This window comes from Pseudomonas sp. AK-TSAG1-1, from assembly GCF_056821665.1.
The window spans coordinates 6230539-6249919 of the sequence record NZ_CM165965.1 but is presented as its reverse complement, the minus strand read 5'-3'; the positions used below and the strand labels follow the sequence as shown (position 1 = coordinate 6249919).

Genomic DNA, 19381 nt, shown 5'->3' with positions numbered 1-19381 from the left:
CGCTCCCACAGGGTTAATTGCCAACTGAAGTCAGGCGTAGGACAGGTCTTTTTCCTCCAGCAACTCCTGATACAGCTCGGTCCACTTGCGGCCCATTTCATCGGCGGTGAACAACTGCCGGTAACGCGCCTCGGCCTTGACCCCCATGGCCGCCGCCCGCTCCGGGTTTTCCCACAACGTGCGCATCGCCTCGCGAAACGCCAATGGATTGCTCGGTGGCACCACCAGCCCGGTCTCGTTGTGGATATTGATGTAACTGGTGCCGGTACCGATTTCGCTGGAGATCATCGGCTTGCCGTACATCGCACCTTCGAGCAGCGAAATACCGAACGCTTCGGAACGCAGGTGCGAGGGGAACACAATGGCGTAGCTCAGTTGCAGCAGGGCGACCTTGTCTTCATCGCCCAGGCGTCCGAGGAAGTGGATATTGCGCAGACCCAGCGCAGCGGCCTGGGCGTGCAGTTCCAGTTCAAGTGGCCCGGCCCCGACGATCACCACCGGATAGTCCACGTCCTTCAAGGCGTCGAGCAGAATGTGCAGGCCCTTGTAGTAACGCATGACCCCGACGAACAGGAAAAACTTATCCCCAAGCTGCTGGCGCCAGCGGTTCATGCGCTCGTTATCGGCCTGTGGATAACCGGCCTTGTTCAAGCCGTACGGAATCACCCGGGTCTTGTCCTGGAACTGCTGCAACACGTCACTGGTGTGCAGGTAGTTCGGCGACGCCGCGACAATCCGGTCGGCGCTGGTGAGGAAGCGGTTCATCAATGGCCGATAGAGTTTGAGCAGATGCTTCTGGCGAATGATGTCCGAGTGGTAGGTGACCACACTCGGTTTGTTCATGCCGCTGGCGAAATGCACCAGGTCCATGAACGGCCACGGGAAGTGGTAGTTGATCACATCCGCTTCGGCGGCCAACTCGCGAAACTGTTTGAACACACTCCAGGAGAACCCGGTGGAGGCGAACTGAATGTCGAGCCTGGCGCGGTGCACTTCGTGCTGGCCCAGTTGCACCACGGGCGGTGTCGGGTCGGCGCTGAGGGTCAGGACCTGGCCCTCGATACCGTGATGCGCGCCGCTCTCGCACAGCTGGAAGATTACCTGCTCGATACCGCCGACCGAGTCAGGCAAGTAGGTTTTGAAAAAATGAAGAACTCGCATTCAGCCTCCCATGGCCTGGCGGTAGGCACCGGCTGTGGCCTGTGCGCAACGTTCCCAGGAAAAAAGCCGCGTCCGGTGCAATCCGGCTTCTCGGCAGGCCTGCCAGTGCGCCTGATCGTCGATCAGACGATTGAGCGCATCGCGCAAGCCGTGTGCATCATCAGATTCAATGTAGTTGCCCGCCGGGCCGGCGACTTCCGGCATGGCTGAAGAACCGGTCAGGATCACCGGCGTGCCGCTGGCCATGGCTTCCAGTACCGGCAGGCCGAAACCTTCATACAGCGACGGAAACACCAGCGCTCGGGCGCCGGCCAGCAGTTGCGCCACCTGTTCATCGGGCAGGTAGCCGAGCAGGCACACGTGCCCCGACGCCAGGGCCTGGCGCAGTTCGTCGCTGAACTGCGTCTGTTGCCAGCCGGCCATCCCGACGATCAACAGTGGAAAGCGCTGGCGCACGGCCTCCGGCAGCAGGGCATGGGCTCGCAGGGCCAGGCTCAGGTTCTTGCGCGGCTCCAGGGTGCCGACACACAGGAAATACTCGCGCGGGGCCACGGCATGCGCCTTGAGCACGGCCTCGATGGTGTGCGGTTCCCGTGGGTGAAAGCGCTCGGCCACACCCAGTGGCGCCACCACAAAGCGCTCGGCGGGCAGGCCGAAATAGGCCTGGGCCTCGTCGGCAATCGCCTGTGAGTCGGTCAAAATCCGCTGCGCCTGTTGCACGCCAGCGGCCAGGCGTCGTTCGATTTCCTTGAGGCGCGCCGCCGGTTGGGTGTCAGGGAAATGCAGATGAGTCAGGTCGTGCAGGGTGATCACGGTCGGGCCATCGAAGGCCAGCGGCCACAGGCTCGGTTCGTGATACAGGTCGAGGTCTTGCGTGTGGCCCTGATCGAAGCGTTTCTGTTCCAGCCAGCGCCGCGCCTGATAGGCGCCGGGGATCTGCCGCAGCAGCGGCGTCAGCCGTGAGTAGCCGGGCATGGCTGCCTCTGGCAGGGTCGAGCTCCAGCCCCAGCCGTGGAACAGCGCCACTTCGACATCGGTGCTGCTGCGCAAGGCGCGGACCAGTTCGGCGACGTAATGGCCGATGCCAGTGCGCGGCGCCTGAAGAATCCGCGCGTTAAGAGCAATGCGCATGCTGACTCTCGGGCGCGGGCAGTGAGCGGTTCAGGTTGCGCTCGATGCGCTGGACCAATTGCGCACTGGCTTCGCGCCAGCTCAGCCAGCGCCATTGGTCCAGGCTCATGGCTGCCGGAAACACCCCGGACTGCTCCATGGCGGTCACAAGGTCAGTGAGGCTTTGCGCGTTGTCCAGCGCGAAGTAAGCCATGTAATCGCCGCCGATCTCGCGGAACACTGGAATGTCGCTGGCCATCGCCGGCAGCCCGCGTTGCATGGCTTCCACCAGGGGCAGGCCGAAGCCCTCGACATGCGACGGGAACACCAGTGCGGTGGCGTGGGAATAGGCGTGTTCGAGGCTTTTGTCCGAGAGCGTATTGAACATGAACAGACGACGGTTCAATTGCGGGTGCTGGCGGATCCGCTCGATCAGCGCCTCGCACTTCCAGCCGATTTTCCCGGCAATGCACAACCGCGCCTTGGAACCAGCAGCCCAGGCCCGTTCGAAGGCATCGAGCAGATAGGCGTGGTTCTTTCGCGGCTCGATGGTGCTGACCATCAGGAACACCGGTTCCGGGCTCTTGAACATGTGCAGAAGGTTACGATCGATTTCCGATGCGGTGTCAGTCAGGTCCAGCTCGGAACCGAGGTGGAAATAGTCGAACCAGCGCTGCTGAACCTGTTGCGTGCCGATCCGGCGCAACATTTCCTGGCGCACCTGATCGCGGATGGTGGTCGAGATCGCGACATAGCCGTCGGCCGTGCGCGCGATCCAGTCGAACCAGTCGTTGAACACCTTGACCAGGCCCGCGTCGCAAAACTGTGGATGGGTCAGCGGGATCAGGTCGTAGATCACCGAAACGATGCCCACGCCATCGCGTTTGAGTTGTTCGGCCAAGGGGAAAAAGTTGGCGTGCCAGGACGAATCGAGCAGCACCAGTTGATCGCCGGCCCGATGTTGCAACGGCACGCAGCGCTCGGGCACGGGTTTGCCCTTGAGCAGGCGTGCGAGCACGCGCATCGGCAGGCTGAAACAGGCGAACGCCGTCAGCCGGCAAAGCACGTACAGCACCCGCCGGGCGAAATGCGACTGGCTGAAAGGGCGGCGTCGTTCGAGGGCGCGATGCCGCAACCAGAAGTTGTTGGCCCATTGCTCCAGCTTCACTCGCAGGCTGGTCAGATTGATTTTCGGCGTTTTGATCGGCGCCAGGCTTTTCACCTGATACAGGGCCCCGTCGAGCATCACCACCGGGATGCATTCGCGCTGAGCATCGGCGTCGGGCAACTGTTGAATGACGTTGCGCACAACCCGTTGGATGCCGGAATTGGCGGACGGGTGTTCGAAGACGTAAGTGCACTCCACCAACAGTCGTGTCATTGCGAGATTTCCCTATCAGGCAGTTGCTCGGTGTTTTCACTGGAGCGGCTGATTTCGGTCCGGGCTTGCAGCCACGAGCAGCCGACGAAGTCTTCCTGGCGATTGTTGATGACATGGAAGACCAGGCCGTAATCGCGCCATTCGAAGTTGCGGTCCAGGTGCGAATCCAGGCGCGACAGGCTCAGCGCTATCGAATAGCTGCCCTTGCCCAGGCGCATGTCGAAGGCGAAGCGGAAGGTCACCTGTTCACCGGCACTCAGGTCGGTGATCGCCATGTCCTGACGATGGGTATTGATGCCGTAGATCGCCTGGCCGAGGCGATCCTTGATCAGAAAGCCCAACACCAGGCGCTCGATGTCTTCGCGCACCTCGGCCTGCACTTCCAGCACCACTGGCTGGCCGACTTCCGCCACCTCCAGACTGCGGCCCTGAGCGTCGAGCAAGCGCACGCTGACAATCCCCGCCTCACCGGTGCCGGAAATGGTTTGCACCTGGCCGTTGGCGAGCATTTCCTGGCGCACGATCTGGCCTTCACGCTGAGCGAGCATGGCGTTGTAGTAGTCCATGACTTCTTCGGGTTTGCCGCGCATGGCCAGACGCCCGTTCTCCAGCAGGATCGCGGTGTCGCAGATCGACTGAATCGCCGAACGGTCATGGGACACAATCAGCAGGGTGGTGCCGGCCTTGCGGAAGTTGCGGATGCGCTCGAAGCTTTTGTGCTGGAAGTAAGCGTCACCCACCGACAGCGCTTCATCGACGATCAGGATGTCCGGACGGCGCGCGGTGGCGACGCTGAAGGCCAGGCGCATCTGCATGCCGCTGGAATAGGTGCGCACCGGGTGGTCGATGGCTTCGCCGATTTCGGCAAAGCTCTCGATTTGCGGCATCAGCGCTTCGATCTCTTCGACTTGCATGCCCAGCAACTGACCGGCCATGAAGGCGTTCTGGCGACCAGTGAAATCCGGGTGGAAACCCATGCCCAGTTCCAGCAGGGCGGCAACGCGGCCTTGCAGTTGTATGTGCCCGCAGCTGGGTTGCGTGGTGCCGGTAATCATCTTCAGCAGCGTGCTTTTGCCCGCGCCGTTGACTCCGACGATGCCGACGGCTTCACCGGGTTGAATCTCGAAATCGATGCCCTGCAGGACCCAGTGCAGCTGATGACGGGTGCCCGAGAACGGCACCAGCCACTCGAACAACCGGCTCCAGCGATTGGGGTATTGCTTGTAGGCCTTGCCCAGGCCGCTGACGCGTATATGTCCCATCAGAGTTCATCCACCATTTCGCCGACACGTTGCCGGAACAGGCGCAGGGCCATGGCGCAGAACAGCAGGCCGATGATCAGCAGTGGCATCAGCGACGGCCAGTTCGGCCACTGGTTATAGAGGAACACGTTCTGGTAGCTGGTCATCAGCGGCGTCATCGGGTTGAGGCTGATCAGGTGCTGGATACCCGGCGGCAGGATCGACAGCGGGTAAACGATTGGCGTCAGCCAGAACCAGAACTGCAGGCAGATGCCGAACATCTGCCCGACATCGCGGAAGAACACGTTGAGGATGCCGAGGATCATCCCCAGCCCGGCGGCGAAGATCACCTGCACGATCAATAGCGGGATCAGCGCCAGCAAGGCCATGCCGGGCAGGCGTCCACTGATCAGCAGAAAACCGAAGAACAGCGCCAGGATGATCGCGAAGTTGATCCCGGCGTTGAACAGCGCAATCACTGGCAGGCAGATGCGCGGGAAGCTGATTTTCTTCAGCAGGTTGGCGTTTTCCAGAAACATGCTCTGGCTGCGCGAGGTGATTTCCGCAAACAGCCCCCAGGTCAGCAGGCCCGCGCACAGGTACACGCTGTAGGCCAGGCCATCCTCCACACCCGGCAGGCGCGCTCGCATGATCTGGGAAAAGATCACCGTGTACACGACGATCATCGACAGCGGATTGAGCACGGTCCACAGCGCGCCGAACAGCGAATTGCGATAACGCGCCTGAAACTCCCGCTTGACGCTGCCGAGGACGAATCCGCGATAGCTGCGCAGCGAGCGGTACAGGGAAAGCAGCATCAAACCGTCCTGCCGTATTGGTCTTCGAAGCGCACGATGTCGTCTTCACCCAGGTATTCGCCGCTTTGTACCTCGATGATCACCAGGTCGATCACGCCGGGGTTTTCCAGGCGATGGCGGTGTCCGGCGGCAATGAACGTCGATTCGTTCTTGGCCACCAGATGAGTGCCGGTGCCGTTGTTGGTGACCTTGGCCATGCCTTCGACCACCACCCAGTGTTCGTTGCGGTGATGGTGCATTTGCAGCGACAGCTTGCCGCCGGGCTTGACCACGATGCGCTTGATCTTGAAGCGCGGGCCTTCCTCGAGCACGGTGTAGGTGCCCCACGGGCGACTGACCGTACGGTGCAGGCGATAAGCTTCGTGGGATTTGTCCTTGAGCTGCTTGGCGACCCGCCGCACATCCTGGGCGCGGTCGGCGTGGGCTACCAGCACCGCGTCGGCGGTGTCGACGATGATCAGGTTATCCACACCCACAGTGGCCACCAGTCGGCCTTCGCTCTGCACGAAGTTGTTGTGGCTGTCGATGAAGATCGCTTCGCCGCTGGCGCGATTGTTGTCGGCATCTGCCGGTACCAGCGCCGCCACGGCACCCCATGAACCGATGTCGCTCCAGTCGAAACCGGCGGGCACCACCACGACTTTTTCCGAGCGTTCCATCAACGCGTAATCGATGGAGATATCGGTGATTTCCGCAAAAAGTGCCGGTGACAGTTCCTGTTGCAGGCAGCCGACGGTTTCCACCGGGGCGCTGGCCTCCATGCAGGCACGGGTCTGTTCCAGCAACTGCGGGGCATGCAGTTGCAACTCGTTGATCAGGGTGGCAGTGGTGAAGCAGAACATGCCCGAGTTCCACAGGAAGTCGCCACTTTCCAGGTAATGGGTGGCGGTCTGCAGGTCGGGTTTCTCGACAAAGCGCTGCACTTTCGCCGCGCCTCTGGCGTCCAGCGGTGCGCCGGTCTCGATGTAGCCGAAGCCGGTTTCCGGAGTGCTCGGCACCACGCCGAAGGTCACCAGGTAACCGTCCTTCGCCAGATTGACGGCGTGTTCGACAGCGCTTTTGAGTGCTTCCTGGTTGACGATCAAATGGTCGGCGGGCATCACCACCATGATCGCATCGTCACCGTGCAACGCCTGCAGTGACAGGGCGGCGGCGGCGATTGCCGGGGCGGTGTTGCGCCCGGTCGGCTCCAGCAGGAAGTGCCCACGGTGGCGAGACACGTGAGCCGCGCAATAGTGATCTTTGCTCTGGAAGTAGTACTCGCGGTTGGTCACCGTGACGATGTCGCCCCAGCCATCGAGCAATGCGGCGGCACGCTGATAGGTCTTGCCGAGCAACGACTGGCCGTCGGGCAGGGTCATGAACGGCTTGGGATGGCCCTCACGGGACACCGGCCACAAACGAGTGCCGGCACCGCCGGACAGAATCACGGGGATCAGCATGGCCTACTCCTTGGCGACGCGTTTCATGTCCGCATCCATCATCATGCGGATCAGGGTGTCGAGGTCGGTTTTCGGTTTCCAGCCCAGTACGCGCTGCGCCTTCGCCGGATTGCCGAGCAACACTTCGACTTCGGCCGGGCGGAAGAACGCCGGGTCGATCTTCACGTAGTCGCGGTAGTTCAGACCGACGTGATCGAAGGCGATGCGGCACATCTCGCGCACGGTGGTAGTGACGCCGGTGGCGACCACGAAATCGTCAGGCTTGTCCTGTTGCAGCATCAGCCACATGGCTTCGACGTAGTCACCGGCAAAACCCCAGTCGCGCTTGGCGTCGATGTTGCCCAAGGCCAGTTCCTGCTGCTTGCCCTGCTTGATGCGGGCGGCGGCGTCGGTGACCTTGCGGGTGACGAACTCGATGCCGCGCAGCGGTGATTCGTGGTTGAAGAGGATGCCGCTGCTGGCATGCAGGTCGAAACTTTCGCGGTAGTTGACGGTGATCCAGTGACCATAGAGTTTGGCCACGCCGTAGGGGCTGCGTGGATAGAACGGGGTGTTCTCGTCTTGCTGTTCAGCCTGGATCAGGCCGAACATTTCGCTGGTGGACGCCTGATAGAAACGGGTGTGCGGACTGAACTGGCGGATCGCTTCGAGCAGGTGGGTCACGCCCAGGCCATCGACGATGCCCGTGGTCACCGGTTGATTCCAGGACGCGGCGACAAAGCTTTGCGCGGCAAGGTTATAGACCTCGTCCGGCGCCGACTGGATGACCGCACGCTGCACCGAGCAGGCGTCGGCCATGTCCCCGTCCAGATAGACGATGTCGGCTTCGACGCCCATCTCGCGCAGGCGCCAGCGCGAATCGCTGCTGCGCCGTGCGACCAGACCGTGAACCTTGTAACCCTTGTCGAGCAGCAGTCGGGCCAGATAGGCGCCGTCCTGGCCGGTGATCCCAGTGATCAGTGCACTTTTCATTCTTGTCGTACTCGCTGCTCCCAGTCGGACAGGATCGCCCGCAGGGATTGTTGTGTTGTGATTTCAGGCGTCCATCCCGTGGTCTGGGCCAGCCTTGCGTGACTGCCGTAAACGCGACGCTGATCTGCACGGCGCATGCGCGCCGGATCCTGGACCAGTTGCAGGTCGACCTCGGCGAGGTCGCCCATTTGCTCGATCAAACTACGGATACTGTGCTCGTGGCCCGAGCAGATGTTGTAGACCTGCCCTGGCGTGCCTTTCTCCAGCAGAGCGAAATACGCCGAGATCACATCGCCGACATCGAGGAAGTCCCGCGTGACGTCAATGTCGCCGACCTCCAGTTGCGGGGCTTGCAGGCCTTGTTTGATGCGGTTGATCTGGCGCGCAGCACTGGCGATGACAAAGTTGTCTTTCTGCCCGCTGCCGATGTGGTTGAACGGTCGCGCCACCAGCACCGGCAAGCCTTCGCTCAGGCCCCATTGCAGGCTGAGAAACTCCGCGGAAAGCTTGCTCACCGCGTACGGATTGCGCGGGCAGGGCGGTTGGAGTTCGGTGATGGGCAGGGCGCGTTCGTCGACTTGTCCATAGACATCGCCGGAGCTGACATACAGGAAGGTCCCCTGAAAACCGCGTGCCTTGAGGGCTTGCAGCAGATTGAGGGTACCGAGCAGATTGATTTCGAGCGTGCGGGCCGGATCGCGAAAGGCTTCGGGAACGAAGGTCTGGCCGGCCAGGTGAATCACCGCGTCGGGCAATTGCGGCCACAGGTCGACGAGGCTTTGCGATGCCGTGAGATCGTAGGGTGCGGCGGCAGGCAGCAGTTCCCAAGTCGAATCAGGCTGCGCCAGACGCGACTGGAGATGTTGTCCCACGAATCCACTCAGTCCCGTGACGAACAAGCGCTTTTTCAAACAGCGACCCCTTGGTCTTTAACTTTCGCCACTTTCCCACAGGCTTTAAGGAGAAGTCTGTCAGGCCGGATGAAAAAGACCGACAAGACGACAGGCGAAGTCATTGTTGTAGTTGTTTGTTACCAATCTGTGCCAAATGCGCAGCAATTTCAACAGGGCAAACCGTGACCGGTCAGTTCTCGTCAGCGTAGCCTGATTTATTCTCGTCCGGCGGTTCCCGGATTTGCGAAGGATGTGTTTAGAATGGCCCTCGTCGCCATCTCCTCAGGTTAGCCGGGGGACATTGCGCAACAAGGTGAAACCAGCCACTAAAACAAGAACGAAGACGAGCTCCATGACGAAGGACGAGCAGCGGTGATCCCGACTCGATCCAGCGCTTGGCCGTCATAGCGTGAAGCTGCCGGGATGGTGGTTTCACCGTGGGATGCCATGAATTTCATTCTTTACTCGGACGTCAACGACCGCTCCATCAGCCAGAGTCTGGGCCGTCCGGAATATAGCTATTACTTCGTGCTCAAGGCCTACCGTCCTGTGCTGGAAAGCCTTGGGCAGGTGCACGTGGTGTCGTCGGCCGCCGAAGTCGACCCGTTGTATCGGCAGTTGCAACTGACCGGTCAGGACAGCCTCTTTCTTTCGTTTGCCCCTCCGCACAAAACCCCGACCGACCTGCAATGTCCGGTGGTCTGCGTGATCGCGTGGGAGTACGACTCGATCCCGGTCGACCCTCGCGAAGAACACGTCCACCATGACTGGAGCCGGATCCTCGCGCGCCATGGTCGGGCGATCACGTTGTCCAGCCACACGGCACAAGCCATTCGCCGGACCATGGGCGAGGACTTTCCTGTGCTGGTGTTGCCGACGCCGTTGTGGGAAGGCTTCGCCGCTGTGCGCCAGCAATACCCGGCTGTGCCGGTGAACCCGGGAGCCCTGTTGCAGATCAAGGGCTGCATTATCGACAGCCGCACTCTCGGCCTGTCCGCCGACGGGCTGATTGCACCGACGCCCAATGAGCCGGCATCGGAACCCGGCGAGCCGGGCGACGTCGCTGCGCCGTCCGAGCCTGCGCCGCCACCGGAACTGACCCTGCGCCGTCGTGCGTTCATCACCAAGCACTACTTGCGCGAAGGCTGGCGGGCAACGGCGACTTCCAACGAACACCAACCGTTATTTCTGCTCAAGCACAATCTGCTGCTGTGGTATCGCGAAGCCGTTCGCGATCTGCTGCCGATCGCCCTGCGCCGTCAGTTGTTCCGCTTGCGCGCACCTGCCGCCGAACCCTTGCCGCCGGATCCTGGCGGCAGTGAAGTGCCTGTGCCCGCGGTGGCCGAGCATCCGCAGGCCAGCCTGCCGGATACCAGCGCCACGGTGCAGACCGAGGTCAGCGGCGTGGTGTTTGTGAGCGTCTTCAACCCCGAAGACGGGCGCAAGAACTGGCATCACCTGATCACTGCTTTCTGCTGGGCCATGCGCGACGTCGAAGATGCCACGCTGGTGCTGAAGATGACGCAGAACGATCTGACGACCTATTACGTGCACTTGATCACCCTGTTGTCGCAGCTTTCACCGTTCGCCTGCCGGGTGGTGGTCATGCATGGTTACTTGCAGGACGAGGAGTTCGCCAGGCTTTACGGTGCCGCCAGTTTCTATGTCAACGCGTCCCGCTGTGAGGGCTTGTGCCTGCCGCTGATGGAGTTCATGTCCTGCGGCCGCCCGGTGATTGCGCCAGACCATACGGCGATGCACGACTACATCGACGAGCGTGTCGGCTTCATCGTCAAGTCCAGTCGTGAGCCGACGATCTGGCCGGATGACGTGCAGATCCTCTATCGCACCCTGCGCCATCGTCCGGATTGGGGGTCGTTGAAAACGGCCTACGAGGACAGCTACGCCATGGCCAGGCATGATCCGGCGGCCTATCAGGCGATGGCCCAGGCCGCGAACGAGCGCATGCGCGAATACTGCAGTTTTGCCCCGGTGCAGCAGCGTCTGGCGCAATTTTTTCAGCTGACGCCGAGTGCAACAACCCCACAGCTGATCGCCGAGGCGGGGACTGCATCATGCTGATCATCATTCATTCGGAAACCAACAAGAGCAATATCCAGCAGAACCTCGGGCGTCCCGAGTACAGCTACTACTTTGTGCTCAAGGAGTTCCGCCCGGTGCTCGAGCGTCTGGGGCAAGTGATTGAAGTGAGCAACCCGGACGAACTGGTCGACCGGTTGTACTTCGATTGCCTGAGTCGCGGTGAGGCGTGCGTGTTCCTGTCGTTCTCGCCGCCGCATCGCACGCCGATTCATTACGCCTGCCCGACCATTCCGGTGTTTGCCTGGGAGTTCAGCACTATTCCCACCGAGAGTTGGCACGGCGAGCCCCGTCATGACTGGCGCGTGGTGTTGAACGCCTGCGGCATGGCGATTACCCATTCGAGTTTCACGGTGAACGCTGTATGCGACGTGATGGGCGCGGACTACCCGATCTGTGCGATTGCTGCACCGGTGTGGGACCGCTTCGCCGCGCGCGGTGCGCAGTTACGCAAGCAGCCGGTGGTCGAGGCGGTGCAGTTGAAGCTGCGCGGCCTGTTGCTCGACAGCCGCACGGTAGACCTGCGCGCTTACGGTCCGCCGGGATTGTGCGAAGGCACGCCGCTGTCGTTCGCCGAGCCGCCGCAGGACTGCCAGTTGCAACTGGACGGCGTGGTCTACACCTCGGTGTTCAACCCTTACGACGGGCGCAAGAACTGGCAGGACATGATCAGCGCGTTCTGCACCACGTTCCGTGACGTCGCCGATGCCACCCTGGTGCTGAAACTCACGCACCATGACATCGCCAATGCCCTGAGTGACATGCTGCATCACCTGTACAAGAACCAGTCCTACCAGTGCCGGATCGTGCTGATCCATGGGTATCTGGCGGACGCCGATTATGAAGCACTGGTGCAGGCCACCAGTTACGTGGTCAACAGTTCCTATGGCGAAGGGCAGTGCTTGCCGCTGATGGAGTTCATGTCCTGTGGCAAACCGGCGATTGCGCCGCTGAACACGGCGATGGCCGACTATGTCGACAGCGACAACGCCTTCATTGTCGACTCCACCGACGAGCTCACGGCCTGGCCCCATGACCCGCGTGCGGCCTACCGCACCTTGCGCTACATGACTGATTGGGACTCGTTGTGCGCGGCGTATCGCGCCAGTTACGAGGTGGCCAAAAACGATGTCGAGCGTTATGCGCGGATGTCCGAGCATGCCGTACACAACCTGCAGCGCTTCTGCAGCCAGGCAAGTGCAGAGGACCGCTTGCGCACATTTTTTGCCCAGCACGCAGAGGCCATCAAGCCGTTGTCCGTGGAAGCCTCGGGCGCATGATCCGGCGCCTGCTTGCACGCTTGCGCCCGGCACCGTTGCCTGTTGCACCTGCACCTGCACCTGCACCTGCACCTGCACCTGAGCCTCAGCCTCAGCCGATCGGCCAGGCCTCGCCACGGGACGTGGGGTTGCATGACGCGATTCTCGATGGCTGGTTCTCGCACGACAGTGGCGAGTTGCTCAAGGGCTTCGCCATCACGGCTGACGATACCTTGCTCGACGTCGGTTGCGGCGAGGGCGTGGCGACGCTGTTCGCCGTGCGACAGGGCGCCTCGGTGATTTTCACCGACAGCGAACATGACAAGGTCCGCGATCTGGCCCGGCAGGTTGAGGCGCAGAGCAACAAGACGAATCTGGGCCTGGTCAGCAACAGCCTGCCGTTGCCGCTGGCCGCCGGTTGTGCGAGCAAGGTGGTGTGCATGGAAGTGCTTGAGCACATCGATCAACCGGAACCGTTCATGGCCGAACTGGTGCGCATGGGGCGTCCCGGCGCGCAGTATCTGCTGAGTGTCCCGGCGCCGGTCGGCGAGCACCTGCAACAAGGCATTGCCCCCGCCGGTTATTACCAGACGCCGAACCACGTGCAGATTTTCACCGAGCAGCGCTTTGCCGAACTGGTGGAGAACGCCGGGCTGGTGATCGAGCATCGGCAGGCCAGCGGGTTCTTCTGGGTGATGGGCATGATCTTCTTCTGGGCCAGTGAGCGCGCCGCCGGCCGTGACCTCGGTGGCGCCGTGCGCGACCGGATTCAGGCCCCGTACCCGCCGTTGATGGAGAGTTGGTCGCGTACCTGGCAAGACCTGCTGGCGCAGCCGGATGGCCTGGCCATCAAGCAAATGCTCGACCGTTTCATGCCCAAGAGCCAGGTGATCATCGCCCGCAAACCGCTGGCGGACGAAACCCGCACCGGGAGCCAGGCATGAGCGCCAAGCGGATCATGGACATCGAGGTGCTGCGCGCCATTGCCGTCCTCGGCGTGTTGTTCCATCACCTGCAGGGCAGCCTGTTCACCGACACGGTGCCATTGCTGGAAAACATCCACGCCTGGGCGCAACCGTGGTGGGGCGTCGATCTGTTCTTCGCCATCTCCGGATTTGTTATCGCCCGCAGCCTGATCCCCGCGCTGCGCGCCTGCACGACGCGTCAGGAATATTGGCAACAGACGCGTAATTTCTGGCTGCGTCGGGTGTTTCGCCTGTTGCCCTCGGCCTGGCTATGGCTGGCGCTGATCCTGCTGGCGTGCGTGTTTCTCAACCGCTCCGGTGCCTTTGGCAGCCTGCACGCCAACCTGCAGGCGACGCTGGCGGGAGTGTTGCAGTACGCCAATTTGCGCTTTGCCGACAGCTTCTTTCAATACGAGTACGGCAGCAGTTTCGTCTACTGGAGCCTGGCCCTGGAGGAGCAGTTTTACCTGCTGTTCCCACTGGTGATTGTGCTGTGCCGCAAGCATTTGGTCTGGGCCTTGCTGGCGCTGGTCGCGGTGCAACTGTTGACCCTGCGCACGCCGTTGCTGATGGTGGTGCGCACTGACGCGCTGGCGCTGGGCGTGCTGCTGGCGATGTGGAGCGCGCAACCTTCTTACCGGCGCTGGCAACCGACGTTTCTGCGGCGTCCGTGGGCCGGCCTGTCAGTGTTGATTGGCGTGGCGCTGCTGATGAGCTACATGGCCACCGACCGTTTCACTTTCGCGCCTTACCGCATCGGCTCGATTGCCGTGCTCGGCGCGCTGCTGGTGTGGATTGCCTCGTACAACCGCGATTACCTGCTGCCGGCTGGCCGTGTGCAACGGCTGATGGCGTGGATCGGCAGTCGTTCTTACGGCATTTACCTGATCCACATTCCGGCCTATCTGCTGGTGCGTGAATTGATATTCCGCTTGCAGACTGCGGGTTTGCCGAGCCCTGCCGGGCACCCGATTCTGACTGTGCTGATTGCCTTGGGTCTGATCGTGCTGCTCAGCGAGCTGAACTACCGATTCATCGAAATGCTGATGCGCAATCGCGGTGCCGCTTTGGTGCGGCGCCTTGATACGTCCCGACCTGCCGTTTCAACCTCCGGAGCCACCTCATGCTGAGCCTATTGAAAAAACTCACGGCGGCGACGCCTGCACCGGCCCCCGCGCAACCTGTCGCGCCGGTGGCGGACAAGGTCGATCCGTACATGCTCGGCCTCTACGATGCCAAGCTCAGCGGCTGGTTCAACCAGGAGACCAACGAGCTGTTCAAGGGCTTCCCGGTGACCGCCGATGACACCTTGCTCGATGTCGGCTGTGGCGACGGTGGCAACGTGCATTTCTGCGGCATGCGTGGAGCGAAAATCATCATTGCCGACATCGACGCGACCAAGGTCGAGGCCACCCGTCAACGCCTGAGCGATACCCCGGCGCGCAGCGTCGAATGCCACGTCACCGACTGCAACCCGTTGCCGATTGCCGACGGTACCGCCACCCGCGTGGTGTCCACCGAAGTCATCGAGCACGTCGACGACCCGGCGCAGTTCCTTGCCGAACTGGTGCGGGTCGGCCAGTCGGGTGCGCTGTACCTGCTGAGCGTGCCGCACCCCAGTTCCGAAGACTTGCAGAAAGACATCGCGGCGCCGGAGTATTTCCAGAAGCCCAACCACATTCGCATCATCAGCGAAGAACAGTTCAAGGCGATGGTCAGCGAAGCCGGCCTTGAGATCATCAGCCACAGCCAGTACGGCTTTTACTGGTCGATGTGGATGCTGCTGTTCTGGGAAGCCAAGGTCGATTTCAGCAACCCGGATCACCCGTTGCTCAATCACTGGGCCGACACCTGGCAAGCGGTGCTCGATTCGCCCCGTGGCGCGCAGATCAAGCAGGCGCTGGATGCGGTGGTGGCAAAAAGTCAGGTGATCATTGCCCGCAAGCCATAAGTCGCTTTCCCTGTAGGAGTGAGCCTGCTCGCGATAGCGGCGTATCAGGCAACATCGATGTCGAACGTTACTGCGCTATCGCGAGCAGGCTCACTCCTACAGGGATTTGTGTACCCTGACTGTTTGTATCAGTAGGGAATAGGCCTTTCATGCGGTTCGGCTTTTCGATTTTGATCGCGGCAATGGGGTTGCTCGCTGCTTGCGAGCGGCATGACGCCCCCGCCCTCGATCAGCAACTCTATGTCTGGCAACGTCAATGGACGTCGGCGCATGACGCCGCGCTGCGCGACAGCCGCGAGAGCTTTTCGACATTGCGCGTGCTGGCCTTGCAGGCGTTCCCCAATGACGGCTGGCATCGGGCGCGTATCGATGCGCCGTTGCTCAAGCACGATGGCCGGCCATTGATTGCGGTGATTCGCCTCGACGGCCAGCTCAAGGCGCTCGATCAGCAGCAGGTCACGGCGCAGATTCTTCAGGTTGTCGCCGACTGGCAAGCGCAAGGGCTGACCGTGAGTGGCGTCGAGATTGACCATGATGCGGGCAACGCGCGCCTGGCCGAATACATCGAGTTCCTGACGCATTTGCGTTCGGCATTGCCCGCGTCGTTGCCGCTGAGCATCACCGCGCTGCCGGCGTGGCTCGGCAGTTCACAGTTGCCTGCCTTGCTGGCCACGGTCGACAGCAGCGTGCTGCAGGTGCATGCCGTCAGTGATCCGCGACGCGGATTGTTCGACCCCGAGCAGGCGCGACGCTGGGCCAGTGACTGGGGGAAGATCACCGACAAGCCTTTCTATCTGGCGCTGCCAGCCTATGGCGTGGCGCTGCTGCCGGATGCTGGCGGTGCCCCGGTGGTGGAGAGCGAAGTACCGCTCGAGCGCGATGGGCAGCGCCGGGAACTGCTCGCCGATCCGTTGCAACTGAGCACGCTCGCCAAGTCCCTGCGCGAGGATCCGCCAGCGCATCTGGCCGGGCTGATCTGGTTTCGCCTGCCATTGGCCAATGACCGCCGGGCCTGGAGCCTGACCACGTTGCGCGCCGTGGCCAGCGGCGATGCGTTGAGCAGCCGGCTCGGCCTGACATTCAGTGAGCACGACGGCCTCTATGACATCCACCTCGCCAACCCGGGCAATCTCGACGCAGCCTGGCCTGCGCAGTTGCGAGTCAAGGCACGTGGCTGTGAAGGCGCCGACGCGCTCGCCGGTTACTCGTTGCAACAAAGCGCGGATCTGCTTACCTTCACCCGCCTGCGTGACGGCCGATTGCCGGCGGGCGGACAACGCGCCATCGGTTGGGCGCGCTGTGCATTTATTGATCAAGGAGGTTCGCATGTTGACCCGTAACTGGCCCCGCCATCTGCTCTGCCTGAGCCTCAGCCTGCCGCTGGGTTCGGCGCTGGCCTGCGGCCCGGACTTCCCGATGCGCCTGCTCGACAATCGCGGGCAAACCCTGGCCGAGCTGCCGGAGGGCAACTTCAACTTCGAGATCAGCCGCCTCGGTAAAACCATTGCCGGGCTGAAGAACGTCACCGCAGCGACGCACAATCCCAACGATATGTACGGTGACGAGAACGAACCGGCTGCCGTTCGCGAAAAAGCCGAGCAGGTCGGTCTGAGTGCCGAGCAACAAGCCTTGGTCAAGCAATTGCGCGGTCTGACCGATGCACGTCAGGTCGAGGCTCAGGGCGCCAGTCTGCCGCCGGAAATCCGCCTGTACGTGGCCGGCGCAGTGGCGTTTGCCACGGGCGATCATCCATTGGCCGTCGAGTACTTCAACAAGGTGCTGGCACTGCCGGCCGATCAGCGTCCGCTGCGCAGCACCTGGGCGGCGTATTCGCTGGGCCGAACCTGGTTTGCCATGAGTGCCGAGGCCGGCGATGCCGTCGAGGCGCTGGAGGACGCGCGCGATGCCTTCCGCCAGACCCGACAGATGAGCATCGACGGCTTCAGCGATCCGCTGGAGCTCGGGGTGGCCAGCCTCGGTGAAGAGGCGCGGGTGCTGCGAACCGCCGGCGACTGGGATGGCGCCATCGAACTGTATGAAGCGCAGAACCTGCACGGCTCGGCGGTGGGCAATACCTCGCTGAAACAACTGATGAATGAGCTGGCCGAACTGCCTGAGCCGGAACTGGCCAAGCTGCTGGAGCGCAAGGCCGTGCAGCAACTGGTCACTGCCTCGTTGATCAGCCGCATGGGCTGGTCATTCGACGAGCAACCGCCGAACGAAAAGAAACTCATCAAACTGTTGCAGAACAGCACCCGTGGCAGCCTGGAAAACGCTGATCGACTGGCGGCGATGAATTACCAACAGGGCGATTACGCCAGTGCCAAGGCCTTCCTCGAGAACGCCGGTGACGGTGGGCTGGCGTGGTGGCTGCGGGCCAAACTGGCGGTGCGTGACGGCGACAAAAATGCGGCCGCTGCTGCCTATGCCAAAGCCGCGCAGGCCTTCCCGCAGAACGAGGACTGGGGCTACCGACGCACCCCGGACTGGGACTTCGAAACCCTGCAGCCCAAATGCCGGGTCGAGGGCGAGAGCGCGATCCTCGCGTTGCAGCGCGGCGAATACCTGCAAGCGTTCGTGCAGTTGTATCGCAGCAACAGCATCTACTGGTTCGACGCCGCGACGGTGGCCGAGCGCGTACTGACGGTCGACGAGCTCAAACAATATGTCGATGACAACGTGCCGGCGCCTGCGGCGCTGACCCAGCAGCAGCGCGACAACTACGTGCCGCTGCCGGTCGCTGCCAGCCTGCGTAACCTGCTGGGACGGCGCTTGCTGCGCGAGGGGCATTACGAGGAGGCGGTCGGTTATTTCGACAATCCCGATCTGCAGCACAAGGCCCGCCTGTACGGTGAGCAACGCCTGAAGGCCGATGCCGCCTGGTGGCCGACCAAACGCGCCAGCGCCTTGTACAACGCGGCGTGGACGGCGCGCGAATGGGGCATGGATATCCTCGGCTATGAGATGGCGCCGGACTACGCCACGCTTGGCGGCAACTACAGCCTGGAAAACACCGAGCTGAAAGTCGGGCCATTGGTGGCCGAAGCCGAAGTGCAGCGCCAGAAGGCCAGTCAGGCGCAGCCGGATGAACGTTATCACTACCGCTTTGTCGCCACCGCACTGGCCGGCCGAGCTGCCGACAATTTGCCGCACACCAGTCAGGCGTTTGCGGCGGTGTTGTGCAATGCCGCCGGTTTCAACAGCAGTCTGCAAGAGCAGAGCGCGCTGTATCGACGCTACGTCAATGAAGGCCCGTACGTGCCTTGGGCGGTGGACTTCGGCAATCAATGCCCGTATCCGGATTTCGACAACGCCGACAAGCGTTACGTGACTCAGGTCACTGATGCCGTGCGCAATACGTTGCGCCCGTACAAGTGGCCGGTGGTCGGCGTCCTGGTGCTGATCAGTGCTGGCGCGTTGGCGTTGTTCAGCCGCCGCCGCAAGGCGCGCAAGCCCTAGGCCTGCTGGATAAACGTCAGACGCACGGCGAAGCCGATCAACAGGCTGCCGAATAACCATTGCTGGACGCGCTGGGCGGTTGGACTGTGTTGCAGCCAACGGCCCAGCGCGGCACCGGTCAGGGCATAGGCGCTGTCGAACAGCAGCCCGACGCCCACCAGCAACACGCCGAGGGTGGCAAATTGGCTCAGCACCGGTGCGCCGTCATTGACGATGAACTGCGGCAACAGCACCGAGCAGAACAGCAAGGCCTTGGGGTTGAGCAGATTGGTCAGCAAGCCGCGACGAATCGCTTCGCGCCATTGTCCGTGAGCGTCGGAGTCAGGGTCGGCATTGAGGTTTGGCAACAATGTGCTGCGCAGGCACTGAATGCCGATCCACAGCAAATACGCCGCACCGGCCAGACGCACCACATCGAACGTCCACGGCGCCGCCTTGAACAGCGCTGCCAGGCCCAGCGCCGCCAACGCCACGTGACAGCCCCGGGCAATCCCCAGGCCAACAGCGGTCGCCAGTGCCGCACCGCGACCCTGCCGCGCGCCGGTTTGCAGCAACAGGATCATGTCCGGGCCGGGCAACAGATAGACCACCGTCAATGCCAGAAAAAACAGCCAGAAACTCGCCATGTC

General features: G+C 62.2%; 16 protein-coding genes. 7 read left to right on the top strand and 9 right to left on the bottom strand.

Going from position 1 to position 19381, the window contains the following annotated elements; translation table 11 throughout:
* Positions 1 to 30 precede the first annotated feature (30 nt).
* The 8 genes from AC1UK9_RS28350 to AC1UK9_RS28315 are packed head-to-tail and all read right to left on the bottom strand — an operon-like array spanning position 31 to position 9036.
* Entirely contained in the window at positions 31 to 1161 is a 1131-nt protein-coding gene (locus AC1UK9_RS28350) for a glycosyltransferase family 4 protein (RefSeq protein WP_473014015.1), read from the bottom strand.
* Positions 1162 to 2292 carry a glycosyltransferase family 4 protein gene (locus AC1UK9_RS28345; RefSeq protein WP_482578899.1) on the bottom strand — a complete coding sequence of 377 codons (1131 nt, stop codon included), beginning with the start codon at positions 2290 to 2292 and terminating at the stop codon, positions 1162 to 1164. It abuts the gene before it with no gap.
* A complete protein-coding gene (locus tag AC1UK9_RS28340; protein ID WP_482578897.1) occupies positions 2276 to 3652 on the bottom strand; it encodes a glycosyltransferase family 4 protein in 1377 nt (458 codons plus the stop codon). The genes AC1UK9_RS28345 and AC1UK9_RS28340 overlap by 17 nt, the downstream gene beginning before the upstream one ends.
* A complete protein-coding gene (locus AC1UK9_RS28335; protein ID WP_473014012.1) occupies positions 3649 to 4914 on the bottom strand; it encodes an ABC transporter ATP-binding protein in 1266 nt (421 codons plus the stop codon). Before AC1UK9_RS28335 ends, AC1UK9_RS28340 begins: the two co-directional genes overlap by 4 nt.
* On the bottom strand, positions 4914 to 5711 hold the full coding sequence (locus AC1UK9_RS28330; RefSeq protein WP_025112593.1) for an ABC transporter permease: 798 nt from the start codon (positions 5709 to 5711) through the stop codon (positions 4914 to 4916). Before AC1UK9_RS28330 ends, AC1UK9_RS28335 begins: the two co-directional genes overlap by 1 nt.
* The gene (locus tag AC1UK9_RS28325; RefSeq protein ID WP_473014011.1) at positions 5711 to 7153 is read right to left on the bottom strand and encodes a mannose-1-phosphate guanylyltransferase/mannose-6-phosphate isomerase; all 1443 of its coding nucleotides are present in this window, start codon (positions 7151 to 7153) and stop codon (positions 5711 to 5713) included. The genes AC1UK9_RS28330 and AC1UK9_RS28325 overlap by 1 nt, the downstream gene beginning before the upstream one ends.
* Before the next feature lie 3 nt (positions 7154 to 7156).
* Positions 7157 to 8125 carry a GDP-mannose 4,6-dehydratase gene (gene gmd, locus AC1UK9_RS28320; RefSeq protein ID WP_025112595.1) on the bottom strand — a complete coding sequence of 323 codons (969 nt, stop codon included), beginning with the start codon at positions 8123 to 8125 and terminating at the stop codon, positions 7157 to 7159.
* Complete coding sequence (locus tag AC1UK9_RS28315) at positions 8122 to 9036, bottom strand: GDP-mannose 4,6-dehydratase (RefSeq protein WP_025112596.1); 915 nt, start codon at positions 9034 to 9036, stop codon at positions 8122 to 8124. The genes gmd and AC1UK9_RS28315 overlap by 4 nt, the downstream gene beginning before the upstream one ends.
* Positions 9037 to 9465: 429 nt before the next feature.
* Between AC1UK9_RS28315 and AC1UK9_RS28310 the strand changes: the two genes are divergently transcribed.
* The 7 genes from AC1UK9_RS28310 to AC1UK9_RS28280 all read left to right on the top strand — a co-directional run bounded on the left by AC1UK9_RS28310 (position 9466) and on the right by AC1UK9_RS28280 (position 18752).
* Positions 9466 to 11100 carry a glycosyltransferase gene (locus AC1UK9_RS28310; protein WP_482578896.1) on the top strand — a complete coding sequence of 545 codons (1635 nt, stop codon included), beginning with the start codon at positions 9466 to 9468 and terminating at the stop codon, positions 11098 to 11100.
* Positions 11094 to 12398 (top strand): glycosyltransferase, encoded by a 1305-nt coding sequence (locus tag AC1UK9_RS28305; protein ID WP_473014008.1) that lies wholly within the window; start codon positions 11094 to 11096, stop codon positions 12396 to 12398. Before AC1UK9_RS28310 ends, AC1UK9_RS28305 begins: the two co-directional genes overlap by 7 nt.
* Positions 12395 to 13321, top strand: a complete 927-nt coding sequence (locus AC1UK9_RS28300) for a class I SAM-dependent methyltransferase (RefSeq protein ID WP_482578895.1) — start codon at positions 12395 to 12397, stop codon at positions 13319 to 13321. Before AC1UK9_RS28305 ends, AC1UK9_RS28300 begins: the two co-directional genes overlap by 4 nt.
* Positions 13318 to 14472: an acyltransferase family protein gene (locus AC1UK9_RS28295; protein WP_482578894.1), complete on the top strand. Its 1155-nt coding sequence runs from the start codon at positions 13318 to 13320 to the stop codon at positions 14470 to 14472. Before AC1UK9_RS28300 ends, AC1UK9_RS28295 begins: the two co-directional genes overlap by 4 nt.
* Positions 14466 to 15293 (top strand): class I SAM-dependent methyltransferase, encoded by an 828-nt coding sequence (locus AC1UK9_RS28290; protein WP_025112601.1) that lies wholly within the window; start codon positions 14466 to 14468, stop codon positions 15291 to 15293. Before AC1UK9_RS28295 ends, AC1UK9_RS28290 begins: the two co-directional genes overlap by 7 nt.
* Positions 15294 to 15442: 149 nt before the next feature.
* Positions 15443 to 16633: a DUF3142 domain-containing protein gene (locus AC1UK9_RS28285; RefSeq protein ID WP_482578893.1), complete on the top strand. Its 1191-nt coding sequence runs from the start codon at positions 15443 to 15445 to the stop codon at positions 16631 to 16633.
* Positions 16620 to 18752 carry a hypothetical protein gene (locus tag AC1UK9_RS28280; protein WP_482578892.1) on the top strand — a complete coding sequence of 711 codons (2133 nt, stop codon included), beginning with the start codon at positions 16620 to 16622 and terminating at the stop codon, positions 18750 to 18752. The genes AC1UK9_RS28285 and AC1UK9_RS28280 overlap by 14 nt, the downstream gene beginning before the upstream one ends.
* On the opposite strand, the gene AC1UK9_RS28275 is transcribed toward AC1UK9_RS28280, so the two are convergent.
* Positions 18749 to 19378: a LysE family translocator gene (locus AC1UK9_RS28275; protein ID WP_482578891.1), complete on the bottom strand. Its 630-nt coding sequence runs from the start codon at positions 19376 to 19378 to the stop codon at positions 18749 to 18751. The genes AC1UK9_RS28280 and AC1UK9_RS28275 overlap by 4 nt on opposite strands.
* Positions 19379 to 19381: the final 3 nt, after the last annotated feature.